Here is a 21,061-nt window from a genome sequence, read left to right on the forward strand (position 1 = left end):
CGCCCGGGCCGCGCGTTGCGGCGCCCGTTGATCAAACCGAACGAAAGCAAACATCATGTCGATGCGTACTGAATACTGCGGTCTCGTGACCGAACACCTGCTGGGCCAAACCGTGTCGCTGTGCGGCTGGGTGCAGCGCCGCCGCGATCACGGCGGTGTGATCTTCATCGACCTGCGCGATCGTGAAGGCCTCGTGCAGGTGGTGTGCGATCCGGATCGCGCCGAGATGTTCGCGACCGCCGAAGGCGTGCGCAACGAGTTCTGCGTGCAGATCAAGGGTCTCGTGCGCAATCGTCCGGAGGGCACGGTCAACGCCGGCCTGAAGAGCGGGAAGATCGAAGTGCTGTGCCACGAACTGAACGTGCTGAACGCGTCGGTCACGCCGCCGTTCCAGCTCGACGACGACAACCTGTCCGAAACGACGCGTCTCACGCATCGCGTGCTCGACCTGCGCCGCCCGCAGATGCAGCACAACCTGCGCCTGCGCTACCGCGTCGCGATCGAGGCGCGCAAGTACCTCGACGAGCAGGGCTTCATCGACATCGAAACGCCGATGCTGACGAAGAGCACGCCGGAAGGCGCGCGCGACTACCTCGTGCCGTCGCGCGTGAACGCAGGCCAGTTCTTCGCGCTGCCGCAGTCGCCGCAGCTGTTCAAGCAGCTGCTGATGGTCGCGAACTTCGACCGTTACTACCAGATCACCAAGTGCTTCCGCGACGAGGACCTCCGCGCCGACCGTCAGCCGGAATTCACGCAGATCGACTGCGAAACGTCGTTCCTCGGCGAGCAGGAAATCCGCGACCTGTTCGAGGACATGATCCGTCACATCTTCAAGACGACGATCGACGTCGAACTCGACGCGAAATTCCCGGTGATGCCGTACTCGGAAGCGATGGCGCGTTTCGGTTCGGACAAGCCGGACCTGCGCGTGCAGCTCGAATTCACCGAGTTGACCGACGCGATGAAGGACGTCGACTTCAAGGTGTTCAGCACGCCGGCCAACGCGAAGGACGGCCGGGTCGCGGCGCTGCGCGTGCCGAAGGGCGGCGAGCTGTCGCGCGGCGACATCGACGGCTACACGGAATTCGTGCGCATCTACGGCGCGAAGGGCCTCGCATGGATCAAGGTCAACGAGAAGGCGAAGGGCCGCGACGGCCTGCAGAGCCCGATCGTCAAGAACCTGCACGACGCATCGATCGCGGCGATCCTCGAGCGCACCGGCGCCGAAGACGGCGACATCATCTTCTTCGCGGCCGACCGCGCGAAGGTCGTCAACGACAGCCTCGGCGCACTGCGCCTGAAGATCGGTCATTCGGAATTCGGCAAGGCGAACGGTCTCGTCCAGGCCGGCTGGAAGCCGCTGTGGGTCGTGGACTTCCCGATGTTCGAGTACGACGACGAAGACGCGCGCTACGTCGCCGCGCACCATCCGTTCACGAGCCCGAAGGACGAGCACCTCGAGTACCTCGAGACCGACCCGGGCCGCTGCCTCGCGAAGGCGTACGACATGGTGCTGAACGGTTGGGAAATCGGCGGCGGCTCGGTGCGTATCCATCGCGAGGAAGTGCAGAGCAAGGTGTTCCGCGCGCTGAAGATCGGCGCCGAGGAAGCGCAGGCGAAGTTCGGCTTCCTGCTGGACGCGCTGCAGTACGGCGCGCCGCCGCATGGCGGTATCGCATTCGGTCTCGACCGCATCGTCACGATGATGGCCGGCGCCGATTCGATCCGCGACGTGATCGCGTTCCCGAAGACGCAGCGTGCGCAGGATCTGCTCACGCAGGCGCCGAGCCCGGTCGACGAGCGTCAACTGCGCGAGCTGCACATCCGTCTGCGTCAGCCGGAGCAGCCGAAGGCGTAACGCGCTCCTCGCAGGTCGTGTGTGCGGTGACGCCCACACGACACCCATGAAAAAGGCGCAGCGATGCGCCTTTTTCATTTTTTGCGGTACAGTCGCAGCACTTGCCGCACGTTCGGAGCACGGGCCCATGCACGGCCCCGTGCCGCATGAAACAAAGATGACGAAGCCGCCGAAAATCCCCGAATCCGTTCTCGTCGTGATCTACACGCCCGACCTCGATGTGCTCGTGATCAAGCGTGCCGACCAGCCCGATTTCTGGCAATCGGTCACCGGCTCGAAGGACGCGCTCGACGAGCCGCTCGCGCTCACCGCCGCGCGCGAAGTGGCGGAGGAGACCGGCATCGCGATCGGCACGCCGGACGTGCCGGCCACCGCGCTCGTCGACTGGCATCACCGGATCGAATACACGATCTATCCGCAATACCTGCACCGCTATGCGCCGGGCGTCACGCGCAACGTCGAGCACTGGTTCGGCCTGTGCGTGCCGCATCGCGTCGACGTGACGCTGTCGCCGCGCGAGCATGTCGATCATGCGTGGCTGCCGTTCCGCGAAGCGGCCGCGCGTTGCTTCTCGCCGTCGAACGCCGAAGCGATCCTGCAATTGCCCGCGCGCGTGGCGCTCGCGCGCGCGCCGCACGGCTCGTCCGCATGAATGCGGAGACCCGCAAGCGCTTCGCGCAATTGCGGCAGATGTTTCTGCAGGAGCGCGGCTCCGCGTCGCGGCTCGCGTTTACGGCCGGCAATACGGTGCGGCTGTGCGAAACCGGCGGCGAATTCTTCCGGGCGCTCATCGAACGGATCGACGCCGCCCGCGAGCAGGTGATGCTCGAAACCTACATCTTCTGCGACGACGAGGCCGGTCGCCCGGTGTCGGACGCGCTGATTCGCGCGGCGCAGCGCGGCGTGCGCGTGCGCGTGATCACCGACGGCATCGGCACCGCGCGCCTGCCGCTGTTCGACACGTGGGCCGAGTCCGGCGTCGAGCACTGCATCTACAACCGCTACCTGTTCGGCCGCTTCGGCTTCTCGCGCACGCACCGCAAGCTCGCGGTGATCGATCATGCGGTCGCGTTCTGCGGCGGCATCAACATCGTCGACGACTACACGCAGGGCAGCGCGACGCTGCCGTTCCCGCGCTGGGATTTCGCGGTCGAGATGGCCGGGCCCGCGGTGTCCGACGTGCGCGCCGCATTCGAGCTGCAGTGGCACCGGATCCAGTTCGGCCACAAGCCGTATGCGCAGTACGCGGCCGGGCTGCACGGCGGCGAAGCGTTCCCGGACATGTTCCGGCGCTGGATGCGCAGCCACCGGTGGATCAAGGCCGGCGCGCTGCGGGTCGTGACCGAGCCGAGCGTCGCGTTCGTCGCGCGCGACAACGTCGTGAATCGCCGCGCGATCGAGAAGGCCTATCTCGCGGCGATCGGCCAGGCCCGCCAGCGGATCCTGCTCGCGAATCCGTATTTCATGCCGGGCCGCAAGCTGCGTCGCGCGCTGACGGGCGCGGCGCGACGTGGCGTCGACGTGCAGGTGCTGATCGGCCGCAAGGAGTTCGCGGCGCTCGATACGGCCGTGCCGTTCCTCTATCACACGCTGCTGCGCGCGGGCGTGCGCGTCGCCGAATACGACAAGACGATCCTGCACGGCAAGGTCGCGGTGATCGACGACAACTGGGCGACGGTCGGCTCGTCGAATCTGGACGCGCTGAGCCTGATGCTGAACAATGAAGCGAACGTCGTGCTGGTGCGCTACGATGCAGTCACGAACCAGTTGCGCGACGCGATCGCCGCTGCGTTCGCCGAAGGCCGCGAGATCGACGCCGCGCGCTACGCCGCGCGCCCGCGCGTCGAGCGGCTGCTGAACTGGCTCGCGTACACCGCGTATCGTGTCGTGATGAAGGCGCTGACGGTCGGCGGTTACGACTGACGCAGACTAAGCATTCGCTTCAAAAATCCGTCCGCACGTTCGTGCGGAAAAGCCGCTCCGGTCCCGCCGGAATCGCGCAAAATAGCGGCTCGGTTAGACACCGGTTTCTAATAATTTCCTTGTTTCGCGAGCGGCCGCACTCAATAATAGTACGGCCGTTCGATTTTATTCGAACCCCCGAACGGTTACAGAAAAAGCTATGCGAAAAGGCGAACAGACGCGTGCCGCGATACTCGAAGCTGCTTTGGATCTCGCCAGCCGTGACGGGCTGGAGGGGCTGACGATCGGCCTGCTGGCCGAGCGCATGCAGATGAGCAAGAGCGGCGTGTTCGCGCACTTCGGTTCGCGCGAAGACCTGCAGGTCGAGGTCGTCCGCGAGTATCACCATCGTTTCGAGAACGAGGTGTTCTTTCCGAGTCTGCGCGAGTCGCGCGGTCTGCCGCGTCTTCGGGCGATGCTGGCGCGCTGGATCGAGAAGCGCATCCAGGAGGTGACGACCGGGTGCATCTACATCAGCGGCGCAGTGGAGTACGACGACCGGCCGGACAGCCCCGTGCGCGAGCAGTTGATCGCGAGCGTGACCGCCTGGCGTGCCGCGTTGCTGCGCGCCATTTCGCAGGCGATGGAAGAAGGGCATCTGCGCACGGACACGGATCCGGAACTGATGCTCTTCGAGTTGTACAGCTTCACGCTCGGCCTGCATCACGACGCACGCTTCCTGCATTCGCCGGATGCGGTGCGCCTCACGTGGGCCGCGCTGGAAAAGACGATCGTTTCGTATCAGAGCGAGAGCCGTTAGCGGCGCGTGATCCGCCCGCCAGGAGCTCGAGCCGTTTTGCCCACCTTTGGAGAGAGTCATGGGACAGTACGCCGCGCCGCTGCGCGACATGCAATTCGTGTTGCACGAGCTTCTGAACGTCGAAGCCGAAGTCAAGCAAATGCCCAGGCATGCGGACCTCGACGCCGACACGATCAACCAGGTCCTCGAGGAAGCGGGCAAGTTCTGCTCCGAGGTGCTGTTCCCGCTGAACCAGGTCGGCGACCGCGAAGGCTGCACGTATGAAGGCGACGGCGTCGTGAAGACCCCGACCGGCTTCAAGGAAGCGTATCGGCAGTACGTCGAGGCCGGCTGGCCGGCGCTCGGCTGCGATCCGGACTACGGCGGCCAGGGCCTGCCCGCGTTCGTGAACAACGCGCTCTACGAAATGCTGAACTCGGCGAACCAGGCATGGACGATGTATCCGGGCCTGTCGCACGGCGCGTACGAATGCCTGCACGCGCACGGCGCGCCGGAACTGCAGCAGCAATACCTGCCGAAGCTCGTGTCGGGCGAATGGACGGGCACGATGTGCCTGACCGAGCCGCACTGCGGCACCGACCTCGGCATCCTGCGCACCAAGGCCGAACCGAACGGCGACGGCTCGTACTCGATCAGCGGCACGAAGATCTTCATCTCGAGCGGCGAGCACGACATGTCGAAGAACATCGTCCACCTCGTGCTCGCGCGCCTGCCGGACGCGCCGCAAGGCACGAAGGGGATCTCGCTGTTCATCGTGCCGAAGTTCATTCCGGACGCTTCGGGCGAGCCGGGCGAACGCAACGGCATCAAGTGCGGCTCGATCGAGCACAAGATGGGCATCCACGGCAACTCGACGTGCGTGATGAACCTCGACGGCGCGAAGGGCTGGATGGTCGGCGAGCCGAACAAGGGCTTGAACGCGATGTTCGTGATGATGAATGCCGCGCGCCTCGGCGTCGGCATGCAGGGCCTCGGCCTCACGGAAGTCGCGTACCAGAACTCGCTGGCGTATGCGAAGGAACGCCTGCAGATGCGCTCGCTGACGGGCCCGAAGGCGCCGGACAAACCGGCCGACCCGATCATCGTGCATCCGGACGTGCGCCGCATGCTGCTCACGCAGAAGGCCTACGCGGAAGGCGCGCGCGCGTTCACGTACTGGTCCGCGCTGCAGATCGACAAGGAGCTGTCGCACGCCGACGAAGCCGTGCGCAAGGAAGCGGCCGACCTCGTCGCGCTGCTCACGCCGATCATCAAGGCGTTCCTGACCGACAACGCGTTCGAGTCGACCAACCACGCGATGCAGATCTACGGCGGCCACGGCTTCATCTCCGAGTGGGGCATGGAGCAGTACGTGCGCGACGCGCGGATCAACATGATCTACGAAGGCACGAACTCGATCCAGTCGCTTGACCTGCTGGGCCGCAAGGTGCTCGGCGACATGGGCGCGAAGCTGAAGAAGTTCGGCAAGCTCGTGACGGAATTCGCGGAAGCCGAAGGCGTGAAGCCGGAGATGGCCGAGTTCATCAACCCGCTCGCCGACATCGGCGACAAGGTGCAGAAGCTGACGATGGAAATCGGCATGAAGGCGATGCAGAACCCCGACGAAGTCGGTGCTGCGGCCGTGCCGTACCTGCGTACCGTCGGCCACCTGGTGTTCTCGTACTTCTGGGCACGCATGGCGCGTCTCGCGCTCGACAAGGAAGCGTCGGGCGACCCGTTCTACAAGTCGAAGCTCGCGACGGCCCGCTTCTACTTCGCGCGCCTGCTGCCCGAGACGGCCGCGACGATCCGCGCCGCGCGCGCGGGTTCGAAGACGCTGATGGAAGTCGACGAATCGCTGTTCTGACGCGAGTCCGGGCGGGGCGCGCCGCGCGCCGCCCGAACGCAACGGTTCCTGGTACTCACTTCGCCGTGCAGCTCTCACATTCCGCGCTGCACGACACTATCCGGAGACATCCCGTGAGCAATTTCCTGATTCGCAAGGTCGCCGTGCTGGGCGCCGGCGTGATGGGCGCGCAGATCGCCGCGCACCTCGTCAACGCGCGCGTGCCGGTGCTGCTGTTCGACCTGCCGGCCAAGGAAGGCCCGAAAAACGCGATCGCGCTGAAGGCGATCGAGAACCTGAAGAAGCTGTCGCCCGCGCCGTTCGGCGTGAAGGACGATGCGAAGTACCTCGAAGCGGCCAACTATGAAGACGACATCGCGAAGCTGGCCGAATGCGACGTCGTGATCGAGGCGATCGCCGAGCGGATGGACTGGAAGCACGACCTGTACAAGAAGGTCGCGCCGCACATCGCTCCGAACGCGATCTTCGCGACCAACACGTCGGGCCTGTCGATCACGAAGTTGTCCGAAGGTTTCTCGGACGAGCTGAAGTCGCGCTTCTGCGGCGTGCACTTCTTCAATCCGCCGCGCTACATGCACCTCGTCGAGCTGATCCCGACCGCGCACACGCGTCCGGAGATCCTCGACCAGCTCGAAACCTTCCTGACGAGCGTCGTCGGCAAGGGCGTCGTGCGCGCGAAGGACACGCCGAACTTCATCGCGAACCGCGTCGGCATCTTCTCGATCCTCGCGGTGATCACCGAAGCCGCGAAATTCGGCCTGCGCTTCGACGAAGTCGACGATCTGACGGGCAGCCGCCTCGGCCGCGCGAAGTCGGCGACGTTCCGCACCGCGGACGTGGTCGGCCTCGACACGATGGCGCACGTGATCAAGACGATGCAGGACAACCTCGCCGACGATCCGTTCTTCCCGGTCTACCAGACGCCCGCCGTGCTCGCCGAGCTGGTGAAGCAGGGCGCGCTCGGCCAGAAGACGGGCGGCGGCTTCTACAAGAAGGAAGGCAAGGCGATCAAGGTGCTCGACGCGAAGACGGGCACCTACGTCGATTCGGGCGCGAAGGCGGACGAAACGGTCGGCCGCATCCTGAAGCGTCCGCCGGCGGAGCGCCTGAAGCTGCTGCGCGAGACGGATCATCCGCATGCGCAATTCCTGTGGTCGATCTTCCGCGACGTGTTCCACTACATCGGCGTGCATCTCGAGTCGATCGCCGACAACGCGCGCGACGTCGACCTCGCGATCCGCTGGGGCTTCGGCTGGAACGAAGGCCCGTTCGAAGGCTGGCAGGCCGCCGGCTGGAAGCAGGTCGCCGAATGGGTGCAGGAAGACATCGCGGCCGGCAAGGCGCTCGCGAACGTGCCGCTGCCGTCGTGGGTGCTCGAAGGCCCGGTCGCCGAGAAGGGCGGCGTGCACACGGCCGAAGGCTCGTGGGCGCCGGCGTCGAAGCGCTTCGTGCCGCGTTCGGACCTCGCGGTCTACGACAAGCAGGTGTTCCGTGCGCCGCTGCTCGGCGAAGCCGGCCCGTCAGCGGGAGCCGACCCGAAGACGTACGGCAAGACGCTGTTCGAAACCGACGCGGTGCGTGCATGGGTCGACGACCGTGCGGGTGAGGACGACGTCGTGATCGTGTCGTTCAAGTCGAAGATGAACACGATCGGACCGAGCGTGATCGACGGCCTCGTGCAGGCCATCGAACTCGCGGAGAAGGACTACAAGGGCGTGGTGATCTGGCAGCCGACTTCGCTGAAGCTCGGCACGCCGGGCGGCCCGTTCTCGGCCGGCGCGAACCTCGAGGAGGCGATGCCTGCGTTCATGATGGGCGGCGCGAAGGGCATCGAGCCGTTCGTGAAGAAGTTCCAGGAAGGCATGCTGCGCGTGAAGTACGCGAACGTGCCGGTCGTGGCGGCCGTATCGGGCATCGCGCTCGGCGGCGGGTGCGAGCTGATGCTGCACAGCGCGAAGCGCGTCGTGCACGTCGAGAGCTACATCGGTCTCGTCGAAGTGGGCGTCGGCCTCGTGCCGGCGGGCGGCGGCCTGAAGGAAGCGGCGCTGCGCGCGGCGGAAGCGGCGACGGCCGCGAATGCGACCACCGACATCCTGAAGTTCGTCACGAAGTCGTTCGAGAACGCGGCGATGGCGAAGGTGTCGTCGTCCGCGCACGACGCACGTGCGATGGGCTACGTGAAGCCGTCCGACACGATCGTTTTCAACGTGTTCGAACTGCTCGACACCGCGAAGAAGGAAGCCCGTGCGCTGGCCGACACCGGCTACCGCGCGCCGCTGCGCGCGAAGGACGTGCCGGTCGCGGGCCGCTCGGCGATCGCGACGATCAAGGCGCAGCTCGTCAACATGCGCGACGGCCGCTTCATCAGCGACCACGACTTCCTGATCGCGAGCCGCATCGCCGAAGCCGTGTGCGGCGGCGACGTCGAAGCCGGCAGCCTCGTCGACGAAGAGTGGCTGCTCGCGCTCGAGCGCCGCGCGTTCGTCGAGCTGCTCGGCACGCAGAAGACGCAGGAACGGATCATGGGCATGTTGCAGACCGGCAAGCCGGTGCGTAACTGAGCGAGCGGACAGAGCGGACAAGGAGTCTGAAATGAGCAAACAATTGCAAGACGCATACATCGTCGCCGCCAGCCGCACGCCGATCGGCAAGGCCCCGCGCGGTGTCTTCAAGAACACGCGGCCGGATGAGCTGCTGGTCCACGCGATCAAGTCGGCGGTCGCGCAGGTGCCCGGTCTCGACACGAAGGTGATCGAGGACGCGATCATCGGCTGCGCGATTCCCGAAGCCGAGCAGGGCCTGAACGTCGCGCGCATGGGCGCGCTGCTCGCCGGCCTGCCGCAGACGGTCGGCGGCGTGACGGTCAACCGCTTCTGCGCGTCGGGCATCACCGCGCTCGCGATGGCGGCCGACCGCATCCGCGTCGGCGAAGCGGACGCGATCTTCGCGGGCGGCTGCGAATCGATGAGCATGGTGCCGATGATGGGCAACAAGCCGTCGATGTCGCCGCACATCTTCGATCGTAGCGAAGACTTCGGCATCGCATACGGGATGGGCCTGACGGCCGAGCGCGTGGCGGAACAGTGGAAGGTGAGCCGCGAGGACCAGGACGCGTTCTCGGTCGAGTCGCACCGCAAGGCGCTCGCCGCGCAGCAGGCCGGCGAGTTCGGCGACGAAATCGCCGCGTACACGATCACCGAGCGCTTCCCGAATCTCGCGACCGGCGAAGTCGACGTGAAGACGCGCGAGATCAAGCTCGACGAAGGCCCGCGCGCGGATACGTCGCTCGAAGGCCTCGCGAAGCTGCGCACGGTGTTCGCGAACAAGGGTTCGGTCACGGCCGGCAACAGCTCGCAGACGTCGGACGGCGCGGGTGCGCTGCTCGTCGTGTCGGAGAAGGTGCTCAAGGAATTCAACCTGACGCCGCTCGCGCGCTTCGTGAGCTTCGCGGTACGCGGCGTGCCGCCGGAAATCATGGGCATTGGCCCGAAGGAAGCGATTCCGGCCGCGCTGAAGGCCGCCGGCCTGAAGCAGGACGATCTCGACTGGATCGAGCTGAACGAGGCGTTCGCCGCGCAGTCGCTGGCGGTGATCCGCGATCTCGGCCTCGATCCGTCGAAGGTCAACCCGGTCGGCGGCGCGATCGCGCTGGGCCACCCGCTCGGCGCGACCGGCGCGATCCGCGCGGCGACCGTCGTGCACGGCCTGCGCCGCCGCAACCTGAAATACGGGATGGTCACGATGTGCGTCGGCACCGGCATGGGCGCGGCGGGCATCATCGAACGCCTGTAAGCGGGACGCGACGAAAAACGACGACGGTGCGCGGGCCACGAGCTCGCGCACCGTTTTTCATTCCGGTAGAGGACAGTTCAAGGAGACGGTTGTGGCGGACATTCAAGTGGAACGCGCCGACGGCGTGATGACGATCACGATCGCGCGCCCGGCGAAGAAGAATGCGCTGACGGCGGCGATGTACCAGACGATGGCCGATGCGCTCGCCGACGCGCAGGAAGACAAGGCGGTCCGCGCGATCCTGCTGCGCGGCAGCGACGGCAATTTCAGCTCGGGGAACGATCTCGAGGACTTCCTGAAGTCGCCGCCGAAGGACGACACCGCATCGGTCTTCCAGTTTCTGGCGCGGATCAGCGGCGCGAGCAAGCCGATCGTGGCGGCGGTGCCGGGCATCGCGGTCGGGGTCGGCGTGACGATGCTGCTGCACTGCGATCTGGTCTACGCGGCCGACACCGCAACGTTCTCGCTGCCGTTCGTGCAGCTCGGGCTGTGTCCGGAAGCGGCCTCGAGCGCGTTGCTGCCGCGCCTGGCCGGCCATCAGGTCGCCGCCGAGAAGCTGTTGCTCGGCGAGGCGTTCGACGCGCTGGAAGCGCACCGGATCGGCATCGTCAATCGCGTGCTGCCGGCGGCCGAACTCGACGCATTCGCGGCGAAGCAGGCGGCGAAGCTGGCGGCGTTGCCGGCGGCTTCGCTGCGTGTGACGAAGGCGCTGTTGAAGGAGACGGGCGGCGTGGCGACGCCCGCGCGGATGGCCGAGGAAGCGCGCCACTTCGCCGAGATGCTGCGCGCGCCGGAGGCACGCGAGGCGATGACGGCGTTCTTCGAGAAGCGCAAGCCGGATTTCCGTCAGTTCGACTGAACGGAGCAGGCCGCGCGGCGGTGCATCGCCGTTGCGCGGCCGCGACCGCGATCAGGCCGTGCCGTAGTCGACGTAACCCGTTTCGCGGCAGAAGCTGACGAGCCGCAAGCCGGCCGCCTTCGCGATCTCGATCGCGAGCGACGACGGCGCGGAGATGGTCGCGACCAGCGGGATGCCGACCCGCGCGGCCTTGCGTACGAGCTCGTAGCTCGCGCGGCTCGACAGGAATACGAAGCCGTCGGCGGGATCGGCACGCGACAGCACGAGCGAGCCGATCAGCTTGTCGAGCGCATTGTGGCGGCCGACGTCCTCGAATGCCGTCCGGATCGCGCCTGTTGCGTCGCACCATGCGGCCGCATGCAGGCCGCCGGTCAGTTTCGTGAGCGCTTGGTGTGCCGGCAGCGCATGCGCTGCACGCGCCAGCGCGTCGGGCGCGAGGCGCGCGAGAAAGCCGGTATCGGGCACGCGTTCGGGCGCAAGGTCGAGCAGGTCGATGCTTTCGATTCCGCAGACGCCGCAGCCGGTGCGCCCCGCGAGCGCGCGGCGCCGGTCCTTCAGCGCGGCGAACGCCTGCTGGACGACTTCCAGGTGGACTTCCGCATGCGGCAGCGGCGCGTCGGCGTGCAGGATCACCTCGATGTCCTTGATGTCGCTGCCGCGCGCGACGATCCCTTCCGAGATCGCGAAGCCGACCGCGAACGCTTCGAGATCGCACGGCGTACACATCATCACCGCGTGCGAGATGCCGTTGAAGACGAGGGCGACCGGCCACTCCTGGCCGACGAAGTCGTGCGCGGCCTCGACCGCGCCGCCGCGCGTGCGGCTCACGGGCAGCTCGATCGCGCCGCGCGGTTCGTCGCGAAGTTCGTCGCGCGGTGTGTCTGATTGGGTCGGATTCACGAGCACTCCCGTTGATTCGAAGCACGGCCGGCGACGATCGTGCCGCCGCCCGCGCGCAGAGGTTCTAAAATACCCCAGGCAAGCCGGCCGCGCCGGCATCCGCCACGTCAGGTAACGACCATGGGACTCAGCGACGCTCCGTTGCTCTTCAACTTCGAACACGATTCGTCGGAAAACTTCACGTACATCCCGATGATCGTGCGTTTCAATCTCGACCGCTTCGGGCTGCGGATTTCGCTCGAACAGTGGCAGCTGCTGCCGCTCGAGGACCGCAAGCTGCTCGCGCGCTTTCCGGCCGACGACGACACCGCGATCGAGCCCAACTTCGATCACGCGCTGTTCGAAATGCTGCGCACGCACGCCGATCTGGAGCCGTCATGGTTCCAGCCGGACGAGCAGCCGGCCTGGCGCGCCGTCGACACGGTGCCGGAGTCGCTCGTGCAGCAAAGCGCGCTGGCCGGGCTGCCGGCGCCCGCGCTCGCGCAGTGGCAGCGGCTCGCGCCGTTCCAGCGCTACGTGCTCGTCAAGCTGTCGCGCAAGCCGACGCTGAATCACGATTTCGTGCCCGCGATGCGGGAGTTCGGGCTGACGGCCGCGCATTGACGGCCGTCTGCCGCGCTGCGGCGCGGCGCGTGCCCGTCAGAGCGGCGGCAGTTGCCGCGGCTTGCGGTCGGGGCCGGTCGCGACGTACGTGAGCGTCGCTTCGGTGACCTTCACGATTTCGCCCATCAGGCGCATGCGCTGCGCATACACCTCGACGTCGACCGTGATCGACGTGTTGCCGGTGCGCATGATGGTCGCGTAGAAGCTCAGCAGATCGCCGACGAACACCGGCTGCTTGAACACGAACGAATTGACCGCGACCGTCGCGACGCGGCCGTTCGCGCGCTGGCTCGCGGGGATCGAGCCGGCGATGTCGACCTGCGACATGATCCAGCCGCCGAACACGTCGCCGTGGACGTTCGCGTCGTGCGGTTGCGGGACGACGCGCAGCGCGGGCTGCTTCTGCGGGAGTTCGAGGGTCGAATCGGTCATGGCGGGGCTTTCATCCTGTAATAAATGGGCCGCCGCGCGCAGCGTGGCCGGCGAGGGCGCCGGCAGCGGCGCGAAGCGGCTTCTGCGACAATACAACGTTCGCAAATTGTACGAGAAAGCGCGCGAGCCGGCCGCCGATACGCGCGTCCCGTACCGCCGCACAACCCTTCCCCCATGCGCCGATTTCCCGCTTCCGGCGAGCCCGCGCCGGCTTCGACCGGGCCTCGCAACGACTGGCAGACCATCCGGTCGCTGCTGCCGTACCTGACCACCTACAAATGGCGCGTCGCGCTCGCACTCGGCTGCCTGATCGGTGCGAAGGTCGCGAACCTCGGCGTGCCGGTCGTGATGAAACGCATCGTCGATCATCTGTCCGCCGTGCAGCAGCTCACCGCGCTCGGCCGCGCCGAGCAGTCGGCCGGGATCGTGCTCGCGGGCGGCGTCGGGCTGCTGGTCGTCGCGTATGCGCTCGTGCGGCTGTCGACGTCGCTGTTCACCGAGCTGCGCGAAATCCTGTTCTCGAAAGTCACCGAGAGCGCGGTGCGCCAGCTCGCGCTGCAGGTGTTCCGGCATCTGCACGGGCTGTCGCTGCGGTTTCACCTCGAACGCCAGACGGGCGGCATGTCGCGCGACATCGAGCGCGGCACGCGCGGCATCCAGCAGCTGATTTCGTATTCGCTGTACAGCATCCTGCCGACGCTCGTCGAAGTCGGGCTCGTGCTCGGCTTCTTCGTGGTCAAGTACGAGGCCTACTACGCGTACGTGACGTTCGCGGCGCTCGTCACGTACATCGTGTTCACCGTGAAGGTCACCAACTGGCGCACGCATTTCCGCCGCACGATGAACGAACTCGATTCGCGCGCGAACTCGCGGGCGATCGACTCGCTGATCAACTACGAGACGGTGAAGTACTTCGGCAACGAGGAGTGGGAGGCGCAACGCTACGACGAAAACCTGAAGCGCTACCGGAAGGCCGCGATCCGTTCGCAGAACTCGCTGTCGGTGCTGAACTTCGGCCAGCAGGCGATCATCGGCACGGGGCTCGTGTTCATCCTGTGGCGCGCAACCCAGGGCGTGCTCGCGGGCAAGCTGACGCTCGGCGATCTCGTGCTGATCAACACGTTCATGCTGCAGCTGTACATTCCGCTGAACTTCCTCGGCGTCGTCTATCGCGAGCTGAAGCAGAGCCTGACCGACATGGACCGGATGTTCGGGCTGCTGTCGGCGCCGAAGGAAGTGGCCGACCGGCCCGATGCGCCGCCGCTCGCAGTGGCCGGCGCGCAGGTGCGCTTCGAGCACGTGAACTTCGCGTACGAGCCGTCGCGGCAGATCCTGCACGACGTGACGTTTACGATCGAGGCCGGCACGACGACCGCGGTGGTCGGCCACAGCGGTTCGGGGAAGTCGACGTTGTCGCGGCTGCTGTTCCGCTTCTACGATCTCGACCGGCAGGCGGGCGGCGCGATCCGCATCGACGGCCAGGACATCCGCGACGTCACGCAGGAATCGCTGCGCGCATCGATCGGGATCGTGCCGCAGGACACCGTGCTGTTCAACGATTCGATCTATTACAACATCGCGTACGGCCGGCCGACGGCGAGCCGCGACGAAGTGATCGCGGCCGCGCGCGCCGCGCACATCCACGATTTCATCGAGGGGTTGCCGAAGGGCTATGACACGCCGGTCGGCGAGCGCGGGCTGAAGCTGTCGGGCGGCGAAAAGCAGCGCGTCGCGATCGCGCGTACGCTGCTGAAGGATCCGCCGGTGCTGCTGTTCGACGAAGCGACGTCGGCGCTCGATTCGCGCTCGGAACGCGCGATCCAGCACGAACTCGACCAGATCGCGCGGCATCGCACGACGCTCGTGATCGCGCACCGGCTGTCGACGGTCGTGCACGCGCAGCAGATTCTCGTGATGGACCACGGGCGGATCGTCGAGCGCGGCACGCACGACGAACTCGTGCGCGCCGACGGGCTGTATGCGCAGATGTGGGCGTTGCAGCAGCAACGCGCGGCGGCAGGCGGGGAAGAGGCCGAGGCCGCGTGAGCGCGGGTGTCGCACGACGCGGCGTACGGCGGGAGCCGGGCTGTGTGCCGGCTGTCGGGCAGCGTGGGGTTGTCACCACCGGGTGAGCCGGCGGGGCGTTCCCGACATTCGATCCCGGACCGGTTCGCGGTCGGTCGACCGGCCGCCACATCGGCCCGTCACCTCATCGGCCGCCGCGCCGGCAAGCCGGTAGCCGGCCGCGAAACGATCAACCGGCGGCGGTGCGCAGCCGCGCGTCGAGTTCGCCGAGCTGCGCGGGCGTGCCGACGTTCTCCCAGATCCCTTCGTACAGCTCGCCGCTCGCGCGGCCGGCTTCGATCGCCGCGCGATAGTACGGCGTCAGCGCGCGCCGCGTGCCGGGCGCGAGGTCGCGGAACATCCGCGTGTCGTACAGGCCGATGTTGCCGAACGTGAAGCGCGCGGCGCCGTCGAGCGCGAGACGGCCGTCGTCGCCGAGCGCGAAGTCGCCGGCCGGATGGAACGGCGGGTTCGGCACCATCACGAGGTGCATCGCCGGCGTGTCGAGCGCGGCCATCCGGGCGGCGCGCGGCGCGAGCGTCCGGTAATCGAACGCGCAGTACACGTCGCCGCTGACGGCCGCGAACACGGCCGGCTGCCCGTCGCGCTCGAGCAGCGGCAGCGCTTGCGCGATGCCGCCGGCGGTTTCCAGCGCGTCGCCCTCGGCCGAATACGCGAGCCGCACGCCCCAGCGCGAACCGTCGCCGAGCGCGGCCTCGATCTGCTCGCCGAGCCACGCGTGGTTGATCACGATCGTCTCGATGCCCGCATGCGCAAGCGCCTCGATCTGCCAGACGATCAGCGGCTTGCCGCCGGCTTCGAGCAGCGGCTTCGGGCAGGTGTCGGTCAGCGGGCGCATCCGCTCGCCGCGTCCGGCGGCGAAGATCATCGCCGTGGTCAGGGTAGGGCTCATGTTCGACGAGGCGTGAGGACGGTCAGAACGTATAGCCGACGTCGGCCGGCGCGTTGCCCTCGAGCTCGTCGAGCAGCTTCGCGAACGGCACGAGCGGGCGATAGCGCAGCGCGACCTTGCGCGCATACGCGAGAAAGCGCGGCAGGTCGTTCAGATAGTGCGGCTTGCCGTCGCGGTAGTTGATGCGCGCGAACAGGCCGAGGATCTTGATATGGCGCTGCAGCCCCATCCATTCGAGCTGGCGGTAGAACTCGCCGAAGTCGGGATCGACCGGCAAGCCGGCCTTTTTCGCCTTTTCCCAGTAGTACGCGAAGCAGTCGAGCTCGAATTCCTCGTCCCAGCTGATGAACGCGTCGCGCAGCAGCGACACGACGTCGTACGTCAGCGGCCCGTACACGGCGTCCTGGAAGTCGAGCACGCCCGGGTTCGGCTCGCACACCATCAGGTTGCGCGGCATGAAGTCGCGCAGCATGAAGCCTTGCGGCTGCGCATGCGCGCTCGCGACCAGCAGCGCGAACGTGCGGTCGAGCGTGCCGCGCATCGCGTCGGTGACGGGCTTGCCGAGGTGGCGGCCGACGAACCATTCGGGCAGCAGCTCCATTTCGCGGCGCAGGAACGCTTCGTCGAACGGCGGCAGCACGTCCGGCTTCGACGTGAGCTGGAAGCGGATCAGCGCATCGAGCGCGGCGCGCATCAGCGTTCGCGCGGCGGCCGGATCGGCCGGATCGAGCACCGAGATGTACGACGTGCGGCCGAGGTCGGTCACGAGCATGAAGCCCGCGTCGAAATCGTGGGCCAGCACGTCCGGCACGTGGTCGCCGGCCGCGGCGAGCAACTGCGCGACCTGGACGAACTCGCGGCACTTCTCGGGCGGCGGCGCATCGACCGCGATCAGCGTGCCGCCGGCGCTGGCGGCCGATGCGACGCGGAAATAGCGGCGGAAACTGGCGTCCGACGACGCGGGCGCGAGGGTCGACAGATCGAGCGCGTAGCGCTCGGCGAGCGGGCGCAGCCACGCGGTGAGCGCTTCGAGGCGGGCGTCGGGCTGGGATGCGGCGGATGGGGGCGTCATGAAACTCGGCGGAGGGGGGAACGTCTTGCCATATAATACCCCACGACTTTTTTGACGCGCCCCGCGTCAGCTTCCGCCGTGCAGGCTCGCCGCCTGTCGCGCCGCCCGTGCGATCGCCTCCCCGGTTTGCGAAGAGCCGCAGTCGCGGCTCGACGGCGCGGCCCGCCGCGCGACGGTGCCGCGCAGGCGCGGTTGACAAGGGGCGATTCGCCAAACGATAGATGCCGCCCAAACCGCTATTCCCGAATGTTTTCCCCGGTGACGGGGCGCCGCGCAAACGGCGGCTCGCGCTCGCGCTCCTGGCCGTGCCCGGCCTCGTGCCGGCCGTGTCGTACGCGCAGCTGACGGGTGCGGCTGCGCAGCCGCAGCCGCTCGACTCGCCGTGGGATCTGCGTCTCGCGCCCCAGCTCGAGGATCATCCGCTGAAGGACGGCGCGAAGCCGGCCGCTTTCGTGATCGCCGACCACACGAGCGGCACCGCCGAGCAGGACCTCGCCGCGAAGGGTTCGGCCGAGCTGCGGCGCGGCGACGCCGTCGTGAAGGCCGACGCGATCCACTACGATCAGGATACCGACATGGCCGATGCGTACGGCCAGGTCAAGGTGATCAACGGCGGTACGTCGTTCGCGGGCCCCGAGGCGCACCTGAAGATCGAGGCGAACCAGGGCTTCATGACCGCGCCGAAGTATCACTTCAACGTGACGGGCGGGTCGGGCAGCGCGGAGCGGGTCGACATGGTCGACAACGAGCGCTCGGTGTTCGTCAACGGCACGTATACGGCGTGCCAGTGCTCGACGAACCCCGCGTGGTACATCAAGGGCAGCCGCTTCGATTTCGACACGGGCGCCGACGAGGGCACCGCGCGCAACGGCGTGCTTTTCTTCCAGGGCGTGCCGATCTTCGCGAGCCCGTGGATGACGTTCCCGCTGTCGGGCGAGCGGCGCAGCGGCCTGCTGCCGCCGACGTTCTCGATGAACTCGAGCAACGGCTTCGAGCTGACGCTGCCGTACTATTTCAACATCGCGCCGAATCGCGATCTCACGCTCACGCCGCGCATCATCTCGCGGCGCGGCGTGATGACCGAAGCGACGTTCCGCTACCTGTCGCCGTCGTATTCGGGCACGTTTACGGCCAATTACCTGCCGGACGACCGGCTCGCGCACCGCAACCGCTACGCGATCTACTGGCAGCACCAGCAGAACTTCGGCGGCGGTTTCGGCGGTTACGTCTACTTCAACAAGGTCTCGGACAACACGTATCCCGAAGACCTCGGGTCGTCGAACCAGTTCATCAACGGCACGCAGACGCTGTACCAGCAGGAAGCCGGCCTCACGTACAACAACGGCCCATGGTCGGTGCTCGCGCGCTACCAGCACTGGCAGACGCTGCCGCCGTCGATCGCGCCGTACAGCCGCGAGCCGCAGTTGAACGTGAAGTACACGAAGTACAACGTCGGCGGCTTCGACTTCGGCGCGGAAGCCGACTATTCGCGGTTCCGCATCACGACCGCCGATGCGACTCAAGGCGACCGGATCGTCTTCAACCCGTACATCGCGTACGGCGTGTACGGCCCCGGCTACTTCGTCGTGCCGAAGGTCCAGTATCACTTCGCGTCGTACGACCTGAACTACCTGTCGTCGACCACGCCGAACAACCCGAAGCGCTTCACCGAGTCGATCCCGACCGTGAGCTTCGATTCGGGCCTGATCTTCGATCGTTCGGTGCGCCTGTTCGGCCAGGACTTCATCCAGACCCTCGAGCCGCGCCTGTACTACGTGTACACGCCGTATCGCGATCAGTCGAACGCGCCGCTGTTCGACACCGCGGAATCGGACTTCGGCCTCGCGGAGATCTACCAGCCGAACACGTTCGTCGGCAACGACCGGATCGCCGATGCGAACCGGATCACGGCCGGCCTCACGTCGCGCTTCATCGATCCGCGCACCGGCGACGAGCGCGCGCGCTTCGTGATCGCGCAGCAGTATTACTTCGCCGATCAGCGCGTCACGCTGAACCCCGGGCAGAGCGCCGTGCTGGCGCGCCACTCGGACCTGATCGTCGGCGCCGCGCTGAAGCTCGGCTCGGGCTTCATGTCGGAAACGGCGTTCCAGTACAACCAGAACAACAACCAGCTCGTGAAGTCGAGCGTCGGTTTCGGCTACAGCCCGGGCGAGCGCCGCGTGATCAACGTCGGCTACCGCTATACGCGCGCGAACACCACGCTCGACAACCAGCCGATCAACCAGTTCCTGGTGTCCGCGCAATGGCCGCTCACGCGCCGCCTGTATGCGATCGGCCGTTTCAACTACGACCTCGCCGGAGATCGCGTGGTCGACGGTCTGGTCGGCTTACAATACGACGCGGATTGCTGGGCGCTCGGGGTCGGGGTGCAGCGGGCCGCGAACGGCATCAATTCGTCGGGACAGCAGAACTCGTCGACGCGATTCATGATGCAGCTGACGCTCAAGGGCTTGTCGACCATCGACAACGGCCTCGTGTCCGCATTCCGCGCCGGGGTGCCGGGCTATACGCCGTTGCCGCCGCCGCCGCCGCCGATGTCCCGCTTCAGCAACTACGAGTAACGCCGGCATGTCTGCACCGGTCAGCACGATTTCAATGGAGTTTCAGTGGCAATGAAGAAAACCCTTCGTTTCGCGGCAGTCGTGTCCAGCCTCGCCGCGTCCGCCGCGCTGCTCGCCGCCGCGCCGGCCGCGGCGCAGGCACTCGGTTCGCAAGGTGCGCAGCTCGCCGACGAAGTCGTCGCGGTCGTCAACAACGACGTGATCACGGGCCGCGAACTCGACCAGCGCGTGGGCCTGATCGCTCGCCGGCTGCAGCAGCAGAACGCGCCGGTGCCGCCGGCCGACCAGTTGCGCGCGCAAGTGCTGAACCAGATGGTGCTCGAACGTATCCAGGTGCAGAAGGCCAAGGACGACGGGATCCGCATCGACGACGCGACCGTGCAGGCCACGCTGCAGCGGCTCGCGCAGGCGAACGGGATGACGCTCGACCAGTACCGCGCGCGTCTCGAGGCGCAGGGCGTGCCCTGGAGCATCTTCACGAACGACGCACGCACCGAACTGATGTTGTCGAAGCTGCGCGAGCGCGAGGTCGACGGCAAGATCACGGTGTCGGACGCCGAAGTCGCGAACTACATCGCGAGCCAGCGCGGGCCGAACGCGTCGCAGCAGCAGGACCTGCGCTTCCAGCACATCTTCATCAAGGCGCCCACCAACGCGCCGCAGGCCGACATCGAAGCCGCGCAGAAGAAGGCCGAGGCGCTGCTGCAGCAGGCGAAGTCGGGCGCCGATTTCGAGCGGCTCGCGAAGAACAACTCCGAAGCGAACGACGCGAAGAAGGGCGGCGATCTCGGCTTCAAGGCGCCGAGCGCGCTGCCGGCCGACGTCGTCGACGCCGCGTCGAAGCTGCGCCCGGGCCAGGTCAACCCGACGCTGATCCGCGTGCCGGACGGCTTCGAGATCGTGCGCCTGGTCGATCGCCGCCAGAGCCAGGGCGCGAGCGCCGCCGCGCCGAAGATCGTGCAGACGCACGTGCGCCACATCCTGCTGCGTGTCGGCGAAGGCAAGTCGGAAGGCCAGGCGCGTCAGCAACTGATCGACATCCGCAACCAGGTCGAGGCCGGCGGCGATTTCGCGAAGTTCGCGCGCACCTACTCGCAGGACGGTTCCGCATCGCAGGGCGGCGACCTCGGCTGGATCAGCCCGGGCGAGACCGTGCCGGAATTCGAGCGCGCGATGAACAACCTGCAGGACGGCCAGATCAGCCAGCCGATTCGTACCGAGTACGGCTACCACCTGATTCAGGTGCTGAACCGCCGCGAGGCGGAAGGGTCGGTGCAGCAGCAGATGGACATCGCGCGTCAGGCGATCGGCCAGCGCAAGGCGGAACAGGCATATGCCGACTGGCTGCGCGAGCTGCGCGATTCGTCGTACGTGCAGTACAAGATCGGCGGCGTCGGCCCGGCGAACTGAGCGAGCAT

16 protein-coding genes are annotated in these 21,061 nt (G+C 67.0%); 12 read left to right on the top strand and 4 right to left on the bottom strand.

Going from position 1 to position 21,061, the window contains the following annotated elements:
* The first annotated feature begins 55 nt into the window (after window positions 1–55).
* The 8 genes from aspS (at window position 56) to WS95_RS06190 (ending at window position 11,077) form a co-directional block, all read left to right on the top strand.
* Window positions 56–1,858 carry an aspartate--tRNA ligase gene (gene aspS, locus WS95_RS06155; protein WP_006485737.1) on the top strand — a complete coding sequence of 601 codons (1,803 nt, stop codon included), beginning with the start codon at window positions 56–58 and terminating at the stop codon, window positions 1,856–1,858.
* A gap of 157 nt (window positions 1,859–2,015) precedes the next feature.
* A complete protein-coding gene (gene nudB, locus WS95_RS06160; RefSeq protein ID WP_034208361.1) occupies window positions 2,016–2,510 on the top strand; it encodes a dihydroneopterin triphosphate diphosphatase in 495 nt (164 codons plus the stop codon).
* Window positions 2,507–3,781, top strand: coding sequence for a cardiolipin synthase ClsB (gene clsB / locus WS95_RS06165; protein WP_059822870.1), 1,275 nt, complete (start codon window positions 2,507–2,509; stop codon window positions 3,779–3,781). The genes nudB and clsB overlap by 4 nt, the downstream gene beginning before the upstream one ends.
* A 199-nt stretch (window positions 3,782–3,980) precedes the next feature.
* Window positions 3,981–4,580 (top strand): TetR/AcrR family transcriptional regulator, encoded by a 600-nt coding sequence (locus WS95_RS06170; RefSeq protein ID WP_006485742.1) that lies wholly within the window; start codon window positions 3,981–3,983, stop codon window positions 4,578–4,580.
* A 58-nt stretch (window positions 4,581–4,638) separates the two neighbouring features.
* Window positions 4,639–6,426, top strand: a complete 1,788-nt coding sequence (locus WS95_RS06175; protein WP_059780513.1) for an acyl-CoA dehydrogenase C-terminal domain-containing protein — start codon at window positions 4,639–4,641, stop codon at window positions 6,424–6,426.
* Between the two features lie 113 nt (window positions 6,427–6,539).
* Window positions 6,540–8,987 carry a 3-hydroxyacyl-CoA dehydrogenase/enoyl-CoA hydratase family protein gene (locus tag WS95_RS06180; protein WP_059822872.1) on the top strand — a complete coding sequence of 816 codons (2,448 nt, stop codon included), beginning with the start codon at window positions 6,540–6,542 and terminating at the stop codon, window positions 8,985–8,987.
* Between the two features lie 31 nt (window positions 8,988–9,018).
* Entirely contained in the window at window positions 9,019–10,218 is a 1,200-nt protein-coding gene (locus WS95_RS06185) for an acetyl-CoA C-acyltransferase (protein ID WP_059822873.1), read from the top strand.
* Window positions 10,219–10,309: 91 nt separating this feature from the next.
* Window positions 10,310–11,077, top strand: a complete 768-nt coding sequence (locus WS95_RS06190; protein ID WP_059780516.1) for an enoyl-CoA hydratase — start codon at window positions 10,310–10,312, stop codon at window positions 11,075–11,077.
* A gap of 51 nt (window positions 11,078–11,128) precedes the next feature.
* On the opposite strand, the gene fdhD is transcribed toward WS95_RS06190, so the two are convergent.
* A complete protein-coding gene (gene fdhD / locus WS95_RS06195) occupies window positions 11,129–11,983 on the bottom strand; it encodes a formate dehydrogenase accessory sulfurtransferase FdhD (protein WP_156444441.1) in 855 nt (284 codons plus the stop codon).
* Window positions 11,984–12,097: 114 nt separating this feature from the next.
* On the opposite strand from fdhD, the gene WS95_RS06200 reads away from it, so the two are divergent.
* The gene (locus tag WS95_RS06200) at window positions 12,098–12,580 is read left to right on the top strand and encodes a nitrate reductase associated protein (protein ID WP_059822875.1); all 483 of its coding nucleotides are present in this window, start codon (window positions 12,098–12,100) and stop codon (window positions 12,578–12,580) included.
* A 36-nt stretch (window positions 12,581–12,616) separates the two neighbouring features.
* Here the strand turns inward: WS95_RS06200 and WS95_RS06205 are convergent, their stop codons facing one another.
* Entirely contained in the window at window positions 12,617–13,012 is a 396-nt protein-coding gene (locus WS95_RS06205) for an acyl-CoA thioesterase (RefSeq protein ID WP_027789162.1), read from the bottom strand.
* Window positions 13,013–13,186: 174 nt separating this feature from the next.
* Here WS95_RS06205 and WS95_RS06210 point away from each other — a divergent pair, with 174 nt between their 5' ends.
* Window positions 13,187–15,058, top strand: coding sequence for an ABCB family ABC transporter ATP-binding protein/permease (locus tag WS95_RS06210; RefSeq protein WP_059822877.1), 1,872 nt, complete (start codon window positions 13,187–13,189; stop codon window positions 15,056–15,058).
* 208 nt (window positions 15,059–15,266) lie between these two features.
* Here the strand turns inward: WS95_RS06210 and murU are convergent, their stop codons facing one another.
* Window positions 15,267–15,989 carry an N-acetylmuramate alpha-1-phosphate uridylyltransferase MurU gene (gene murU, locus WS95_RS06215; protein WP_059822878.1) on the bottom strand — a complete coding sequence of 241 codons (723 nt, stop codon included), beginning with the start codon at window positions 15,987–15,989 and terminating at the stop codon, window positions 15,267–15,269.
* A gap of 22 nt (window positions 15,990–16,011) precedes the next feature.
* Complete coding sequence (locus WS95_RS06220) at window positions 16,012–17,061, bottom strand: aminoglycoside phosphotransferase family protein (RefSeq protein ID WP_059780520.1); 1,050 nt, start codon at window positions 17,059–17,061, stop codon at window positions 16,012–16,014.
* Between the two features lie 221 nt (window positions 17,062–17,282).
* Here WS95_RS06220 and WS95_RS06225 point away from each other — a divergent pair, with 221 nt between their 5' ends.
* Window positions 17,283–19,643, top strand: coding sequence for an LPS-assembly protein LptD (locus WS95_RS06225; protein WP_034208350.1), 2,361 nt, complete (start codon window positions 17,283–17,285; stop codon window positions 19,641–19,643).
* A gap of 51 nt (window positions 19,644–19,694) precedes the next feature.
* Complete coding sequence (locus tag WS95_RS06230; protein ID WP_059822880.1) at window positions 19,695–21,053, top strand: peptidylprolyl isomerase; 1,359 nt, start codon at window positions 19,695–19,697, stop codon at window positions 21,051–21,053.
* The last annotated feature ends 8 nt before the right edge of the window (window positions 21,054–21,061 follow it).

The organism is Burkholderia sp. MSMB1826 (assembly GCF_001526325.1).
Taxonomy (GTDB): Bacteria; Pseudomonadota; Gammaproteobacteria; order Burkholderiales; family Burkholderiaceae; genus Burkholderia.

Bases quoted from the DNA above. Each gene is read 5' to 3' on its own strand.
- aspS (WP_006485737.1), top strand. From the start codon at position 56: ATGTCGATGCGTACTGAATACTGCGGTCTCGTGACCGAACACCTGCTG.
- nudB (WP_034208361.1), top strand. From the start codon at position 2,016: ATGACGAAGCCGCCGAAAATCCCCGAATCCGTTCTCGTCGTGATCTAC.
- clsB (WP_059822870.1), top strand. From the start codon at position 2,507: ATGAATGCGGAGACCCGCAAGCGCTTCGCGCAATTGCGGCAGATGTTT.
- WS95_RS06170 (WP_006485742.1), top strand. From the start codon at position 3,981: ATGCGAAAAGGCGAACAGACGCGTGCCGCGATACTCGAAGCTGCTTTG.
- WS95_RS06175 (WP_059780513.1), top strand. From the start codon at position 4,639: ATGGGACAGTACGCCGCGCCGCTGCGCGACATGCAATTCGTGTTGCAC.
- WS95_RS06185 (WP_059822873.1), top strand. From the start codon at position 9,019: ATGAGCAAACAATTGCAAGACGCATACATCGTCGCCGCCAGCCGCACG.
- WS95_RS06200 (WP_059822875.1), top strand. From the start codon at position 12,098: ATGGGACTCAGCGACGCTCCGTTGCTCTTCAACTTCGAACACGATTCG.
- WS95_RS06205 (WP_027789162.1), bottom strand. From the start codon at position 13,012: ATGACCGATTCGACCCTCGAACTCCCGCAGAAGCAGCCCGCGCTGCGC.
- WS95_RS06210 (WP_059822877.1), top strand. From the start codon at position 13,187: ATGCGCCGATTTCCCGCTTCCGGCGAGCCCGCGCCGGCTTCGACCGGG.
- murU (WP_059822878.1), bottom strand. From the start codon at position 15,989: ATGAGCCCTACCCTGACCACGGCGATGATCTTCGCCGCCGGACGCGGC.
- WS95_RS06220 (WP_059780520.1), bottom strand. From the start codon at position 17,061: ATGACGCCCCCATCCGCCGCATCCCAGCCCGACGCCCGCCTCGAAGCG.
- WS95_RS06225 (WP_034208350.1), top strand. From the start codon at position 17,283: ATGCCGCCCAAACCGCTATTCCCGAATGTTTTCCCCGGTGACGGGGCG.
- WS95_RS06230 (WP_059822880.1), top strand. From the start codon at position 19,695: ATGAAGAAAACCCTTCGTTTCGCGGCAGTCGTGTCCAGCCTCGCCGCG.